At 47.7% G+C, this 15,156-nt stretch carries 13 protein-coding genes; 9 read left to right on the forward strand and 4 right to left on the reverse strand.

All coding sequences use genetic code 11. From position 1 onward, the window contains the following. Positions 1 to 7 precede the first annotated feature (7 nt). From HPY31_RS02935 to HPY31_RS02945, 3 genes are all read left to right on the forward strand, one after another. Complete coding sequence (locus tag HPY31_RS02935; protein WP_016740466.1) at positions 8 to 208, forward strand: hypothetical protein; 201 nt, start codon at positions 8 to 10, stop codon at positions 206 to 208. A 975-nt stretch (positions 209 to 1,183) separates the two neighbouring features. Next, complete coding sequence (locus HPY31_RS02940; protein WP_172138920.1) at positions 1,184 to 3,253, forward strand: acyltransferase family protein; 2,070 nt, start codon at positions 1,184 to 1,186, stop codon at positions 3,251 to 3,253. 169 nt (positions 3,254 to 3,422) lie between these two features. After that, on the forward strand, positions 3,423 to 4,310 hold the full coding sequence (locus HPY31_RS02945; RefSeq protein WP_172138260.1) for a DMT family transporter: 888 nt from the start codon (positions 3,423 to 3,425) through the stop codon (positions 4,308 to 4,310). 72 nt (positions 4,311 to 4,382) lie between these two features. Here the strand turns inward: HPY31_RS02945 and HPY31_RS28725 are convergent, their stop codons facing one another. The 4 genes from HPY31_RS28725 to HPY31_RS02960 all read right to left on the reverse strand — a co-directional run bounded on the left by HPY31_RS28725 (position 4,383) and on the right by HPY31_RS02960 (position 7,210). Next, positions 4,383 to 4,625 carry a GNAT family N-acetyltransferase gene (locus HPY31_RS28725; RefSeq protein ID WP_253901651.1) on the reverse strand — a complete coding sequence of 81 codons (243 nt, stop codon included), beginning with the start codon at positions 4,623 to 4,625 and terminating at the stop codon, positions 4,383 to 4,385. Next, the gene (locus HPY31_RS28730) at positions 4,597 to 4,803 is read right to left on the reverse strand and encodes a hypothetical protein (protein WP_253901652.1); all 207 of its coding nucleotides are present in this window, start codon (positions 4,801 to 4,803) and stop codon (positions 4,597 to 4,599) included. Before HPY31_RS28730 ends, HPY31_RS28725 begins: the two co-directional genes overlap by 29 nt. Before the next feature lie 45 nt (positions 4,804 to 4,848). Further along, positions 4,849 to 5,787 carry an alpha/beta hydrolase gene (locus tag HPY31_RS02955; protein ID WP_172138262.1) on the reverse strand — a complete coding sequence of 313 codons (939 nt, stop codon included), beginning with the start codon at positions 5,785 to 5,787 and terminating at the stop codon, positions 4,849 to 4,851. A 112-nt stretch (positions 5,788 to 5,899) separates the two neighbouring features. Further along, positions 5,900 to 7,210 (reverse strand): helix-turn-helix domain-containing protein, encoded by a 1,311-nt coding sequence (locus HPY31_RS02960; protein WP_015890970.1) that lies wholly within the window; start codon positions 7,208 to 7,210, stop codon positions 5,900 to 5,902. A 516-nt stretch (positions 7,211 to 7,726) separates the two neighbouring features. Here HPY31_RS02960 and HPY31_RS02965 point away from each other — a divergent pair. The 6 genes from HPY31_RS02965 to HPY31_RS02990 all read left to right on the forward strand — a co-directional run bounded on the left by HPY31_RS02965 (position 7,727) and on the right by HPY31_RS02990 (position 15,152). Further along, a complete protein-coding gene (locus tag HPY31_RS02965; protein WP_016740472.1) occupies positions 7,727 to 8,659 on the forward strand; it encodes an ABC transporter permease in 933 nt (310 codons plus the stop codon). 3 nt (positions 8,660 to 8,662) lie between these two features. Beyond that, complete coding sequence (locus HPY31_RS02970) at positions 8,663 to 9,607, forward strand: ABC transporter permease (RefSeq protein ID WP_015890972.1); 945 nt, start codon at positions 8,663 to 8,665, stop codon at positions 9,605 to 9,607. A 28-nt stretch (positions 9,608 to 9,635) separates the two neighbouring features. Beyond that, on the forward strand, positions 9,636 to 10,655 hold the full coding sequence (locus HPY31_RS02975) for an ABC transporter ATP-binding protein (RefSeq protein ID WP_172138264.1): 1,020 nt from the start codon (positions 9,636 to 9,638) through the stop codon (positions 10,653 to 10,655). Beyond that, positions 10,656 to 11,603 carry an ABC transporter ATP-binding protein gene (locus HPY31_RS02980; protein WP_026134041.1) on the forward strand — a complete coding sequence of 316 codons (948 nt, stop codon included), beginning with the start codon at positions 10,656 to 10,658 and terminating at the stop codon, positions 11,601 to 11,603. Positions 11,604 to 11,639: 36 nt separating this feature from the next. Then, entirely contained in the window at positions 11,640 to 13,268 is a 1,629-nt protein-coding gene (locus tag HPY31_RS02985; RefSeq protein ID WP_016740473.1) for a peptide ABC transporter substrate-binding protein, read from the forward strand. 81 nt (positions 13,269 to 13,349) lie between these two features. After that, positions 13,350 to 15,152, forward strand: a complete 1,803-nt coding sequence (locus HPY31_RS02990) for a S9 family peptidase (protein ID WP_172138266.1) — start codon at positions 13,350 to 13,352, stop codon at positions 15,150 to 15,152. Positions 15,153 to 15,156 lie beyond the last annotated feature (4 nt).

The raw sequence follows: 15,156 nt of genomic DNA on the forward strand, positions 1-15,156 counted from the left end.
TTCACGTGTGGGTAACGTAGATTTTGCGAGCTTGCCTTGGAATGTTTTTTGGGTTGGAGTCGCTTATTTTTTGGTCACAGGAGTCTTTTTCTGTCTTGGATTTATGCGATTGCTCTCCGAACGGGTGAAAAGTGGCATCGCATGCATGGTGATTGCGGTTGTCAGCGGTGGTCTTTTCTTGAATTATTTGTTTACTCATCATATTTAAATTGGGATAATCAAGCGAAAATCCTCGTCGGTGCTGGTAATCGATGGGGATTTTATTTTTGTCTTGTGTTTCCCGTTTCGATTGGCGAAAATGGTAGTGATAGGGGAATGGCCGTGGTTGATGTCGCTTTCCTTCGGGGGATACCGATTCCAAAGCAACCATTCGGTACAATTTGGAAGAGATGATACATACAAGCTTTTGGATTTGACATGTCATCAAGCAGGAACTTATTGGCTCAAAGGTTTATCAACGAATGACAATCAGGAATGTCAATACAACTCGCAAAATTTATGAACGGATGCAGGCTGTTGATCCGTAAATCTTTTGTGACAAGTAAACACGTTGCATTTTGCATCTGACAGTGGTGGTCTGCGATGATCAACAATCGTGAAGCTGATGGGGGAAAGTATACCAGCAGCTTCTTTTTTTGTTCCGCGTTTTTACCGGGAAAAAATAGGGTCAGAATGTAAACAGTTTGTAACGAGTTATCCCCCGAAACCGTCATATAATCAGGTTACACACAACTACGCAGCAAGAGTCTAACGTAAGACAAGGACCGGGTAATTTCCTTGTGAGACCATCCACTATAAGGAAGGTGTGATGCATATATAAGGGAGTAAGTGAACCAAGAACAACGAGATAGTGAGTAGTTCATCACATCCTGAATACGGGCAACGATGATGGGAAGAATTCATTTTCCATAAAGATAATGAACGAGACCAACCCCCGCTTTCGCACGATTCCAGAAACAGGGGTTTTTGCATTCATAGAGCACGCAATTCCCGATGTGTAATGACTGCCCCCAACAACAAAGGACAATAACAGAACGGAAGGTAAAAGGGGAGAATGAAATGTTTTGCATGGCGAGCACGAAGAATCACCATAAAAATATGAAAAGGACGATGGGTACGAAAAGAAACAATAATCAGAACGAATTAATCACTCGCCAACATGCAACGATGGGAGGCCACCAGCATGCCTGAACCGATCAAAGGCTCCAGCAGTCGATACATGGCTGGGATCGACGGGCTTCGTGCGCTGGCGGTACTCGCAGTCATTATTTATCACTTGAATTACGACTGGGCACCCGGGGGATTGCTGGGTGTCGGTATTTTCTTCGTTTTATCGGGATATTTAATTACAGACTTATTAATTGCAGAATGGAATCGAAATGGCAGACTCGACATGAAAAACTTTTGGTTGCGCCGTGCCAGAAGACTGCTCCCAGCGCTGTTCCTCATGTTGTTTGTGGTGGTGACAGGGGTAGCCATCTTTTCCCCAGCCCAGTTGGAAACCATTCGAGGAGATGTAGGAGCAGCCGTTCTGTACATGAGCAACTGGTGGCTGGTCTTTCATGACGTATCTTATTTTGAAAAATTCGGTCCGCCCTCACCATTAGGCCATCTGTGGTCATTGGCGGTCGAAGAACAGTTCTATGTCATTTGGCCGCTTGTACTCGCGCTGGGACTCCGCTTCCTGAAGCGCAGGGGGCCAATCATGATCATTACTTTGGTGATGGCTGCACTATCCGCCATCCTCATGGCTGTATGGTATGAGCCAGGTCTTGATCCGAGTCGTGTATATTACGGAACGGACACACGCGTATTCGGATTGTTGATCGGTGCCGCACTCGCCATGATGTGGCCGAGTCGCTTGCTTACGGCGAACATTTCGCAAAAAGCGCGAATTACGCTTGATCTAAGCGGTCTCTTGAGCTTAGGGATTCTTTTGTACAGCATTTGGAACACGAATCAATATGATGACTATTTGTACGAAGGCGGGCTCGTCCTTCTGTCTGTCGTCAGTGCCGTGCTGGTCGCCGTACTCGCACATCCGGCAAGCAGCTTGGCGAAATGGATGGGCTGCAAGCCACTGCGCTGGATTGGCGTTCGATCTTACGGTATTTATTTGTGGCATTACCCTGTTATTGTTTGGACGAATCCGTTTTTGGCGGAATGGGAGTGGATGGCGATACCTGGAGCGGTTTTGCAGCTCCTCGCAAGCATTTTGTTGGCATCTCTGTCATGGAAATATCTCGAAGAGCCTATTCGCTACGGTGCATTAGGAAAAATTTGGAAGCGTTCCGGTAAGGCAGGGCAGAAAACAAAACGGTTAAACCGTGTTTTGGCCACTGGTTGCGCGATTGCTCTTTGTGTTACGTATTATGGGATCGCTTCGCTCACGTCAGATGCGACCGCTGGAAATGTGACGCAGCCAACTCAAACGGTCACCGAGACAAAGGTTCCCGACAAGCCCCACGGTCCTGAGGTGCCAATCGTAGAGAAGAAGCCGGAAACGGTTCAAAAACCAGCTACTCCACCCACAAAACCGAAAAATGAGCAGAAGCCAAATAACAACGGACAAAAGCAGAAGCCTGCCGAGAAGCAGAAAGATTCGAATGCTTCCAAACAGCCTGACCAAAAACAGGAACCGATAAAAGCGATAGGCTCTGGTAAAGGGATTACTGTGATCGGTGACTCGGTCATGCTTGATGTGGCTCCTTACCTGGAGAAACTATTGCCAGGGATCGTCGTGGATGCCAAAATCGGAAGGCAAATGGCGCAAGCTCCTGAGGTGATTGCGCAGCTCAAGGCTAAAGGTCAATTGGGAAATCGCGTCGTGATTGAATTGGGCTCGAACGGCGCCTTTAGTAAAGGGCAACTCGACAAGCTGCTGCAATCACTGAATGGCGTAGAGCAAATCATTCTCGTCAATTCTCGCGTACCTAAACCGTGGGAAAGCGTCGTGAATAAGATGCTGGCGGAAACGGCCGCAGCTCAATCACATGTCGTTCTTGTGGATTGGTATACGGCAAGTGAAGGGCAAAGCTCTTACTTTTACAAAGACGGTGTTCACCCGAATAAGGAAGGCTCACAAAAATACGCGGCACTCGTGGCGAGTGCAATCGCGCCGACGGAGCCAGAGAAGAAGCCGGAAGTGAAAGAGGAAGAGAAAGCGAAAGAGTCGGCAGTAGAAGAGACAGGGCAGATGGAAGGGGCACTGGAAGCAACCGAGGAGACCCCTATGGTAGAAATGGTACAATAAAGGGAAGACCAGTGAACCAACTTGTTCGCTGGTCTTTTTTATGTGACAGGGCGTACAAAAAAACATCATTTCCATCAAACAATAGCAGATCAGCTCATGGACTTTTTTCTCACTCTCCTGTACGATAGCTAACGGAAGAATAATGCATCGGGTGAAAGAAGGAACAATCATGATTCGGTCGTACTTGCTATTGCTTTTTTGTGTGACGTTGTGGGGCAGTAATTTTGTGTTCGGAAGCATGCTGGTTAAAGAGTTTCCTCCGCTGTTTTTGGCAGATGTACGCTTGCTTTTCACATCAATGTTTCTCATCATCTACGCGTGGCTGGCCAAAAAATTCGTGAAAATCACAGCTCGTGAGCTAGGACTTCTTGTATTGCTAGGCTTGATCGGGACGCTGGCGAATCAAACGGCGTATTTCAACGGGCTCTTGACGACAGACGCGACAACGGCATCGTTGATTCTTTCCTTGTCACCGATTGTCACCGCAGTGCTGGCCTCTTTGTTTTTGAAGGAGCAGTTTACCTTGCGTATGAAGATTGGGTCTGGCCTGGCGCTTATGGGAACATTCTTCGTTGTCGGTATTGGTGCTGGACTCTCCGTTACCAAGGGAGTCTTGCTCATTGTGATTGCCATGGTCGCATTCTCGTCTTCCATGATCATCATTCGCAAACTGACGCAAACCATCCAGCCGTTTATTGCCACTGTTTACTCGACGACGGTTGGCACGTTGTTTTTGACTCCTGCCGCGCTGTTGACAATCGAGCCCGGGACGCAGATCAGCCATGAAGTGTGGGCATGGGCGATGCTCATTTTGACCGCGATCCTCATGCAAGGAATATGTGGAATCGTCTGGAATCAGCAATTAAAGGTGGTAGGGACGGGCAAAGCAGCTATTTTTCTTAACCTGCAGCCCTTTGTAGCGATGCTGGTCGGGTTTTTACTGCTTGGCTCGCAGGTGACGTCGATTCAAGTCGGAGGCTCCTTGTTGATCGTCGTGGGTGTGATTGTTGCCAGTGTTCAAAAGAAACAAGCTGTTCAGCCATCGAAATCGGTATAGAGCTTACTTGCTCATAAGAAAAGGACCTGATGGGAAGGTCCTTTTTTTGCATGGAAGGAAAACGAATGGACGCTATACGAATTTATACATTAGGATATCATCTGCGTATTCATTCTCAGCCAGCTTGAATTCTTTCACTTTTCTTCCTTCTTCCACAAATCCAAAGCTTTTGTATAAAGCGATGGCTCTCAGATTGTTGGAGAACACCCCTAAGCTCACTTTTTCAATGAGCGGATGCTGCTTCGCCCAAGCTAACAACTCCTTCAATAAAGCCTTGCCAATGCCCTTATTTCTGTGAGCTTTCTGGATCATCATTGTGATCAAACCTGTATGAGACAAACGCTTCCGAGCCGGAGATACGAACAACGACTATGCCAGCCAATTCCCCTTCACAAAACACATCACGCTGCATAGATAAAAGGGATGCAGCATCCTCGATACGAGCGAAGCGAATGGTCACTTGGTCGTCATTATGTCTAGTCAATGATTTCATCCTTCCTACCATGTTGATGCCTACGCCTAGTTTATCCAATACGACCTATATTTTGAAAGCTTTTCGTAATTGCGCCGACATCTCATCCAACGATTCTTGCGCTTGTTTGATAGTCGTATGGAATCCGATGAAGGAATGGATCAAGCCTTGTTCATTCCGATAGACGACATCGACACCGCTATCGCGTAGCTTGTCAGCATACGCTTTTCCGCCATCTCGCAAAGGGTCGTATTCGGCTGTAATGACCATGGCAGGAGGCAGGGCAGTGAGATCGGCACCATGGATCGGATCAAGATAGGGATTTTGCAGATCGACAGGCGGTAGATAATGAGAGAGGAACCAATTCAGCAATTCCACATCCATCAAATAGCCACGCGCATTTTCCTGCATGGATGGGTAGGGAGTGGTGTCCACAATTCCTACGGCGGGATAGATTAATAATTGAAATACGATAGGCGGCCCCTGTCGTTCTTTCGCCATGAGACTCACGACTGTGGCAAAATTCCCTCCGGCACTATCTCCTCCAACCGCTATCCGCGATGGATCAATGCCAAATTGATCAGCGTGAGCTGAAATATAAAGAAGTGAATCATAGGCATCTTCCAATCCAGCAGGAAAAGGATGTTCAGGTGCGAGCCGATAATCAATAGAAATGATCACACATTTTGCGTTATTTGCGAAGTTGCGACATACCGAGTCTGCTGTTTCGAGATTGCCAATCACAAAGCCGCCCCCATGATAGTACACGAGTGCAGGGAAGGGGGCATGTCCTTCTGGAGTGTATATGCGAATTGGAATGGAACGACCTTCTAAGGGAAGCGAGAGATTCTCTACCTTTTTTACCTGTTCACGTTCCGCGCCTGAATCTCGATTTAGATCAGTCGCCATTCGCATCATCTGTGGTGTCAATTGGTTAAAGTCAACATCATGACGCGAGCGGTTGAAGACGTCTAATATTTGTTGAATCTGTGGATGAACGGGCATGTGTATGACCCCCTAATCGCATATTTGGATAGCTTGCATGCATGACCAGCAATGATCCACAAAAGAAGTTTTCTGGAAATCAAAAGCTTGCGCCTTTCTCAAGGAGCAACAATTAAGTGGTTTGTGGCGAGGGGAGTATACGATAAATTTTCCGTGGGCGCCCCCGGTTTGTTGGTGTCTCTTCCCCAATGAGTTCGATAATGCTGTGCTCTGCCAAGTCACTTAAGATTCTTCGCGCATTGCGAGGTGTCATTCCCATCCATTCCGCGATCATCGAAGCGCTGATATATTTTTGCCCCAGCGCCTTTTGGACGGAAATGATTTTGTTAAACGTCGTAATGCTGACACCAGCTTTTTTCAGATTTTCGCTGATTTCTTTGTCCTGTGTCCAATATTCGTAGCTGATACTGTTCGGCTGACGCAGCGGACCTTCAATCGAACCGTCATGGTCAACGAGGATCACGGCATCCTGATGGTTTTTGGCGTGACCGAGAGCAAGCTGTGCATTGCGCTCCGCAGACAATGCTGTGACACCGAAGCCGATTCCCATATTCGCGTGCGAATGGGTGAGCAGCTTGATTTTTTCCAAAAGGATCGTGGGGTGAAAATCTGGATTGTCTTCATATGATCCGCGGGTGGAAAAAATAATGAACTTGGAATTGCCAACCGCGACGAAGCTACCGGAAATCGACTCTGTGTAATCAAGTACGAGCTCTTGCAACTTCAAATCGAGGCGCCGTAGCTCGTATGCGTTTGCAGGTTCATTCACGAGCTTTTCCATGTCGGATACCTCAATCAATTGAACAGCAATTTGGGAGCGTTTGAAGTGGAGCGTTTCACCCTCTTGCAGAATTTGCTTGAAAATCTCTCGAAATATAAAGCGGGTGAAGCCCATTCGGTATACTCTGATTCCTTGGCGTTTTAATTCTTCGGTGACGTACAGCGTTCCCGTGACACAAGCGTCTACCTTGCCTTCCTGGATCAGCCGGGTGTGATAGGCTACTAATTCAGCTCTCTTCCGGAATTCTTTATACGGCTTTAGGTATGGATTCTCACAGTGCAGGCCCAATTCCTCCAAAGTCTCACGAAAATGCGCTTCCGAAATGGTGTCGAAGCTTACACGATCTAAAGAAAGGCCATCGCGGTATACCAATTCGAGCAACACTTTGGTCAGGACACTAGAATTGACTTGCGGATAAAAGGCTTTTTTCTTGCCAATATGGGCTTTTGCCATCGAATAGGGGGCGACTCCAGAGAAGAACCAGATATCTGTTTCCATATCATTTTCGGCTACATAGGCAGGTACTTGTTCCACTCCTTGATAAACAAAGGAGGTGAGCAGGATGTGATCGGAAAACTCACGACCTACAGCTAGCATTGCATCTACTGAATCTTTTGGACCGACTATGCCAACTTTTATCATCAAAATATCCTCCAAAAAAGTTAAACTACGGGATAAACCATTCGTCAGGAAGGAGATCCATCCTTTCTTCGGCATCTTAGTATGCCAGTCTTTCTTATATAGATAAGAGATAACCCATCAGATGGGTATGCGAGCTGTCGCGACCACGAAGCTTTAAATAGGGATGTTTTAGGGAAAATTTCCGTATTAATTGTTTTATATTTGACAACTTTCAGCAAATTCCTTTATGAATCGATGTAAAAAATAAAAAAATCAGAATTGACATTAAATAATTACGGCACTATATTGTTGAATTAAGGAATGTTTTAGGTCAATTTCCGTTAAAGAGCAAAAAGTTGTCTTTTGATCACGAAGTAGTCAAGAAAGCGAATTCGACATCGAATATGGCGTTCACCTCCGAAGTTCGGTTCTCGCCATCTTCTCGGTGCTGAAAAGTCAACTTTTTGAACTCGAACAAAAGGAGGGTACGTTGAATTTTCTTAATCTTTTTGCAAGTCTGGACTAGGGGGCGTATAGATGTCGCGTTATTTACTCAAAAGAATTTTGATGATGGTACTCACCTTGTGGATTATTGTAACGTTGACTTTTAGCTTGATGCATATGATCCCTGGTGATCCATTCGCGTCGGAGTCAGATCAGTTGCCTGAGCAAATATTGCTCAATCTGCGTGCCAAATACAATTTGGATGAACCACTGCCGATGCAGTATTTGCTTTATCTAAAAAGTTTGGTCATGCTCGATTTAGGACCTTCTATTAAGTCGGAGACACGCGGTGTCAATGACATGATCAAAGATGGCTTCGGAGCATCTGCAATGATTGGTTTGCAGGCGATAGCGGTTGCCCTTTTTTTCGGACTTTTATTCGGAACAATTGCGGCATTAAACCGAAATACCTGGATTGATTATGCGGCAATGGTCATGGCTGTATTAGGAATTGCTGTACCCAGCTTTATCATGGCGCCATTGCTCATTAATTACTTGGCAATTAAATGGCCGTTATTCCCAGTAGCTACGCTTGCCAGCTGGAAACACTCGGTTCTGCCTTCACTCGCACTTGCTTTTGGACCTTTAGCGATCATTACACGCTATATGCGTACGAGCATGATCGACGTGATGAACCAGAATTATATCCGGACCGCTGAGGCAAAAGGAATTCCGACTTTTCTGATAGTGATCAAGCACGGAATCCGCAACGCGATTTTGCCGATCGTCACGTTTATGGGACCGCTTATCGCGGGGTTGTTAACCGGAACGTTCGTCGTCGAAAAGATTTTTGCGGTACCAGGGATCGGCAAGTACTTCGTTGATGGCATTTTCAATCGAGATTATCCCGTTATTTTGGGAACGACAGTCTTCTACAGTGCCATCTTGGTGCTCATTATCTTCTTGATTGATCTGGCTTATATATTCATCGATCCACGAATCAAACTATCGAGCAGGGGGAGGTAGCCAATGGCGGTAGATCAATCAGTAAATGAGTTGTTTCGACCTAGAGCTCAAAAAGCAGATGGACAGATCGCCCAGATGCGACCGAGCCTTACTCATTTTCAACAAGTAGCGAGAAAGCTCGTTAGAAACAAGCTGGCCATGGTGGGGTTGACCCTGATTGTTATGCTGATAGCCATGGCGATCATTGGCCCACATCTTGTTCCATACAGCTATTCCGATCAGAGTCTCTTGAATGCGAATCAGGAAATTTCGAGCGAGCATTGGTTCGGAACAGATGAGCTGGGGCGCGACATGTTTTCACGAACATGGTACGGAGCGCGGATTTCACTGATTATCGGAATATCGGCAGCGTTAATTGACTTGGTCATCGGAGTGACCGTCGGCGGTATTGCCGGATACATGGCCGGTCGAGGCAAAAAAGGAGACCGAATTGATACCATCATCATGCGATTGATCGAGGTCTTGTACGGATTGCCATACTTGCTCGTGGTGATTATGCTGATGGTTGTCATGGAGCCTGGAATTGTTACCATTATCATCGCATTGTCCGCAACCGGTTGGGTAGGGATGGCTCGTCTCGTTCGGGGACAAATCCTGCAATTGAAAAACCAGGAGTTCATCATGGCTGCGCAGGTGCTGGGTGCCAAATTCCCTCGCATTTTATTGCGACACCTGATTCCGAATACCATCGGAGTCATTATCGTGAACTTGACCTTTACGATTCCGTCGGCGATATTTGCAGAATCTTTCCTCAGCTTTCTGGGATTGGGTGTGCAAGCGCCAATCGCTAGCTGGGGCACGATGACTAACGATGCACTCGGCGTCATTTTGACTGGGGATTGGTGGAGACTTTTCTTCCCGGCCTTGATGATTTCTTTGACGATGTTTGCCTTCAATGTTTTCGGTGATGGCTTGCAGGATGCATTGGACCCAAGAATTCGCGAGTAACCTCGCCACGAAGATAGGAGGATCAGACATGGCGGATCATTTGCTACAAGTAGAAAACCTCCGCGTACATTTCAAAACGTACGGTGGAGAGGTACAGGCTGTACGGGGAGTTACCTTTCATGTTGATCGTGGAGAGACACTTGCGGTTGTGGGAGAGAGTGGTTGTGGAAAGAGTGTAACCGCCCAAGCAATCATGGGCTTGATCCCGAACCCGCCGGGAAGAATCGTGGATGGTCAGATTCGTTTTGACGGAAAAGTCATCACGGGGATGAGTAAGAAGGAATTGCTATCGGTTCGTGGAGCTGAGATCGGGATGGTCTTTCAGGACCCGATGACGGCACTGAATCCGACGATGAGGGTCGGCGCCCAAATCGTCGAGGGATTTGTTCGTACCCAGCAGGTCAGCAAAGAAGAGGCACGTAAAAAGGCAATGGAGATGCTGCGATTGGTCGGTATCCCCGATCCGGAAAAACGGGTGGATCAATACCCGCATGAGTTTTCCGGGGGAATGCGGCAACGTGTCGTCATCGCGATTGCGCTCGCCAATAATCCAAAGCTCGTCATTGCAGATGAACCGACGACAGCATTGGATGTAACGATTCAAGCACAAATCCTGGACTTGCTTAAAGAATTACAGGAAAAGCAGCAGCTCTCCATCGTGATGATTACACATGACTTGGGTGTCGTAGCCGAAATCGCGCACCGGGCCGTGGTTATGTACGCAGGAATTGTGGTGGAAACAGGCAAGGTAGAGGATATTTTCGCAAATCCAAAGCATCCGTACACATGGGGCTTGATGCGCTCCCTGCCGCGGATCGATGGCTTGGAAAAGGAACGACTGGTACCGATTGAGGGAACGCCGCCGGATTTATTCCACCCGCCAAAAGGGTGTCCGTTCGCTCCACGTTGTCAGTTTGCGATGGAAATATGTGAGCAGCAAATGCCGGACGCTTCCACATTCACCGAGGGTCACCAAGCTGCATGCTGGCTACATGATCCACGGGCACCGAAGCTGGAAGAACTGGTGGCAGCAGGGAGGCAGACGTAGATGAGCCAAGCGTTGGTTGAAGTCAAAAATCTAAAAAAGCATTTTGAGATCGGCAATGGGATTACGCTAAAGGCAGTCGACGGCGTGACCTTCACCATTCATCGCGGTGAGACGCTCGGATTAGTAGGCGAGAGCGGCTGCGGCAAGTCGACGTTGGGTAGAACGATGATTCGCCTCTATGAAAATACAGATGGAGAAGTTTTGTTCAAAGGAAAAAATGCACATCGCTTAAAAGGAAAAGAGGCAGAGCAGTTCCACCGCGACGTCCAAATGATTTTTCAAGACCCGCAAGCAAGTCTGAATCCGCGCATGACTGTCATGGACATTATTGCGGAGGGTCTGGATATTCATCGTTTGTCCCGTGGTGCAAGAGCGGATCGGGTCAAAGAATTGCTAGAGCTGGTTGGGTTGTCCAAGGAACATGCGAACCGATTCCCTCATGAATTCAGTGGAGGCCAAAGGCAGCGGATCGGGATTGCCCGAGCACTGGCGGTCGAGCCGGAATTTATCATCGCGGATGAACCGATTTCGGCGCTTGATGTGTCGATTCAAGCGCAGGTCGTCAATCTATTGGAAGACTTGCAGCAGGACAGGGGTCTGACTTACTTGTTTATCGCCCACGATCTGTCCATGGTGAAGCATATTTCCACTCGAATCGGAGTCATGTACCTCGGCAAAATGGTAGAAATGGCAAACAGCTTCGAGCTGTACGCAAAGCCACTTCATCCATATACACAAGCGTTACTGTCCTCCATTCCGATTCCTGATCCAACAATCAAGCGGGAGCGCATCATCTTGCAGGGCGATTTGCCGAGTCCTGCCAACGCTCCAAGCGGTTGTGTTTTCCGAACAAGATGCCCAAAGGCCATGGAGCAATGCGCGGCACAGGTTCCTGAATGGCAGGAAGCCGCACCGAACCATTGGGTCGCTTGTCATCTCTATCAGTAGTTCGATTTTCTATCTTAATATATAGGGGGAAACAACGTGAAGAAATTAGCTGCTTTTGCCCTGTCGCTCTCACTCGTCATTCCGGCTCTGGCTGGTTGCGGTGGTAGTGGCGAGTCAGCATCGACTGGAGGTACCACTACCCCAGGCGCCGCTGCCAAACAAGAAATTGTGTTCAATGCCAAGTCCGAGCCGCCAGATTTGAACCCACTCACGTCAACCGATACGACGTCCTTCTGGATCATGGATCACTTGGGGGAAGGTCTGTATACCAAGGATAAGGATGGCAATCCGATCTTGGGACAAGCCAAGGAAGTGAAGCTGTCAGATGACAAGCTAACCTACACGTTCATTTTGCGCGATGATGTGAAATGGACAAACGGCGAGCCAGTGACAGCCGAGGATTTTGCTTTCACGTATATGAAGCATCTTGATCCAGCAACTGCTTCTACTACGGCTTACTTGCTCTATTACATTAAAGGAGCAGAGGCATACAACAAGGGTACAGGAAAAGCAGAAGATGTAGGTATCAAGGCAGTGGATGCAAAAACGCTCGAAATCAAGCTGGTCGCACCTACCTCGTACTTTGACAAAATGCTCGCTACCCGTTACTGGCACCCAATCAACAAGAAGCAAGCAGAGGCGAATCCAAAATGGGCAGCAAATGCGGACAGCTACATCTCCAACGGTGCTTACAAGCTTGTTTCCTGGAAGCATGACTCTGAGCTCGTGGTAGAAAAGAACGAGCATTATTGGAACAAAGCGGACGTAAAAATGGAGAAGATCACCTGGAAAATGGTGAACGACGCCACGACTGCTTATCAGATGTACAAGAGTGGCGAGCTCGACTTCAACAAAGAGATGCCGTCTGACATCCTCGCGCAGGAAAAATCGAGCCCAGACTTTAAATCCGTTCCTTACTACGGTACGTACATGTACATGTTTAACGTAACGAAAGAACCGTTTACGAATAAAAAGGTTCGGAAAGCTTTCGCCATGTCGCTTGACCGTAAAGCGCTGTCCGAAATGGTAAGCCAAGGTGGAGAGACGCCAGCTTACTCCATGGTTCCGCGTGGAGCGATGCAACCAAACGGAAAAGACTTCCGCGAAGAGGGTGGAGACTACTTCAAAGAAGATTACGAAGCGGCGAAGAAGCTGCTGGCTGAAGGTATGCAAGAAGAAGGCTGGTCCACACTGCCAGAAGTTACACTCATGTACAACACCGATGAAAGCCACAAGAAAATAGCGCAAGCGATCCAAGAAATGCTCAAGAAAAACTTGGGCGTAGAAGTGAAAATGACAAACCAAGAGTGGAAAGTATATCTGGATACAACCAAGCAAAAGAACTATCAAATGGGCCGTATGGGCTGGGTAGGCCAAATCAATGATCCTTCATTTAACCTTGACTACTATTTGGGTGAAAGCCCGAACAACCGTACGGGTTGGGTGAACAAAGAGTATGATCAGTTGAATATGGCGGCAAAAGTTGAGCAAGACCCGAACAAGCGTATGGAATTGCTTCATCAGGCAGAAGCCGTTTTGATGGATGAAATGCCGTTCATGCCAGTCTACCACTACCAGCAAAACTATTTGGTGAAACCGAATCTGGAGGGTCTCACTTTCCCAGTCAACGCGTTCCCAAGCGCTCGCTGGGCAACGAAAAAATAGAAAAAAAGAGGAGCAATCTCCTCTTTTTTCTCTTTACATAATCCAGCGAACATCAAGCAAAACAGGAAAGGATGATTTCTCGTGATTTTGGACTATCTGCAAGTGAAATCCGCGTATCAATTGAAGGTGGTACCGCAGCGTAGAGAGATTACCTTTTTAACGAAGCTGACAGGTATCGCGCAGTTGTGGCGCTGGAATGAAGAGTCCAACCGCTCGGAGCAAGTGACCTTTATGCCTGATCGAGTCGTAGAAGTTGACCATTCCCCGTGTGGGACGAAAACGATTGTCGGTATGGACAACAAGGGAGACGAGCGGCAGCAGTTCTTTTTGCTAACGGAAAATGGTGCAGTTGTGAAGCCGCTGACGGACGCTCCTGATTATTTTCACTATTTGGGTGGCTGGTCACCTTGTGGGCAAAAGATCGCGTGGTCCAGCAATCGTCGCAATCCGCGCAGCTTTGATATTTTTGTACAGGATGTCGAGAGTGGCGCGTATGAAGAAGTCTTCCGTTACGATGGACGTACCGATCCAATCGGCTGGCTACCAGATGGGAGAGGACTCATTTTCAGCGTGCAGGAGACGAACATTGACAATTGCCTGTATTTGCTGGATTTACAAACGAAGGAAGCACAAAAGCTCTCGATCTGCAACAAACATGCGCGCTATCATTCCTCGGTACTGTCTAAAGACGGCCAAACGGGATATCTCGTAACCGACCGCGATGAAAATACGAAAGCGTTGTGCCGCTTTTCACTCCGTACAGGAGAGCTGGATAAACTGGTGCACGACCCGAAATGGGACATTGAGGCGACCCAATTATCCCCAGATGAGAAGTTTCTTGCCTTCACGATCAATGAAGGAGGCTACTCCGTTCTTGCCCTCTATTCGTTGACAGAACAAAGCTGGAAGCGGGTAGAGGAAGCACCACGTGGCGTGATCTCTTCCTTGGCGTGGGTGAATGATGATCAGCTCGCCTATACGTTGAAAAGTCCTACACTTCCAGGTGATATCTGGACGTACACCCTTTCGGAGCAAACCAGCAGGCGTGTGACAAACATTGGTCAATCTGATGCTCTGGAGGATAAACTCATCGAGCCGGAATTGTGCACGTTTCATTCTTTTGATGGCTTGGAAGTGCCGTATTTCCTTTATGCCAAAGAAACATCCGAACATACAGAGAAAAAACCAGTCGTCGTCTACGTTCATGGCGGGCCAGAGAGCCAAATTCGACCGGAGTATCATCCCGTTTTTCAATTTTTGGCGAACGAAGGCTTTACGGTGGTTGCACCGAATGTTCGCGGCAGCATGGGCTACGGTCGGGATTATGTCCAGCTCGATGATCGCCGCAAGCGGATGGATTCTGTAGCAGATTTGGCTTGGCTGGTCAAAGATTTAAGCAACCGTCCAAGCGTTGACCCGAATGCGATCGGCATCATGGGCCGTAGTTACGGAGGCTTCATGACACTGGCTGCCCTTACGCATTACCCTGACCTGTGGGCCGCGGGTGTTGATATTGTGGGGATTTCCCACTTCAAAACCTTTCTGGAGAACACCGGGGAATGGAGAAGGAGATTGCGTGAGGTGGAGTATGGGTTCCTCGGCGAAGACGATGACTTTTTTGAAGAAATTGCTCCTTTGAATCATTCGCAGAAGATCACGGCCCCGCTTCTCGTATTCCATGGGCGCAATGATACGCGTGTTCCTGTCAGTGAAGCAGAACAACTCGTAGCAGACATGAGAGGCAGGGGGCAAGAAGTCGATTTGCACATCTTTGAGGATGAAGGTCACTTTACCGAAAAGCTGGACAATCACATCACGTTGAATCAAAAGATTTCCCAGTTCTTTTTGGAGCAACTCGCATCCACCAATAAAATCGAGGAGTGATAAG

This window comes from Brevibacillus sp. HB1.3 (genome assembly GCF_013186635.1).
Taxonomy (GTDB): Bacteria; Bacillota; Bacilli; order Brevibacillales; family Brevibacillaceae; genus Brevibacillus; species Brevibacillus brevis_D.

Bases quoted from the DNA above. Each gene is read 5' to 3' on its own strand.
- HPY31_RS02940 (WP_172138920.1), top strand. From the start codon at position 1,184: ATGCCTGAACCGATCAAAGGCTCCAGCAGTCGATACATGGCTGGGATC.
- HPY31_RS02970 (WP_015890972.1), top strand. From the start codon at position 8,663: ATGGCGGTAGATCAATCAGTAAATGAGTTGTTTCGACCTAGAGCTCAA.
- HPY31_RS02955 (WP_172138262.1), bottom strand. From the start codon at position 5,787: ATGCCCGTTCATCCACAGATTCAACAAATATTAGACGTCTTCAACCGC.
- HPY31_RS02945 (WP_172138260.1), top strand. From the start codon at position 3,423: ATGATTCGGTCGTACTTGCTATTGCTTTTTTGTGTGACGTTGTGGGGC.
- HPY31_RS28725 (WP_253901651.1), bottom strand. From the start codon at position 4,625: ATGATGATCCAGAAAGCTCACAGAAATAAGGGCATTGGCAAGGCTTTA.
- HPY31_RS02965 (WP_016740472.1), top strand. From the start codon at position 7,727: ATGTCGCGTTATTTACTCAAAAGAATTTTGATGATGGTACTCACCTTG.
- HPY31_RS28730 (WP_253901652.1), bottom strand. From the start codon at position 4,803: ATGAAATCATTGACTAGACATAATGACGACCAAGTGACCATTCGCTTC.
- HPY31_RS02980 (WP_026134041.1), top strand. From the start codon at position 10,656: ATGAGCCAAGCGTTGGTTGAAGTCAAAAATCTAAAAAAGCATTTTGAG.
- HPY31_RS02975 (WP_172138264.1), top strand. From the start codon at position 9,636: ATGGCGGATCATTTGCTACAAGTAGAAAACCTCCGCGTACATTTCAAA.
- HPY31_RS02960 (WP_015890970.1), bottom strand. From the start codon at position 7,210: ATGATAAAAGTTGGCATAGTCGGTCCAAAAGATTCAGTAGATGCAATG.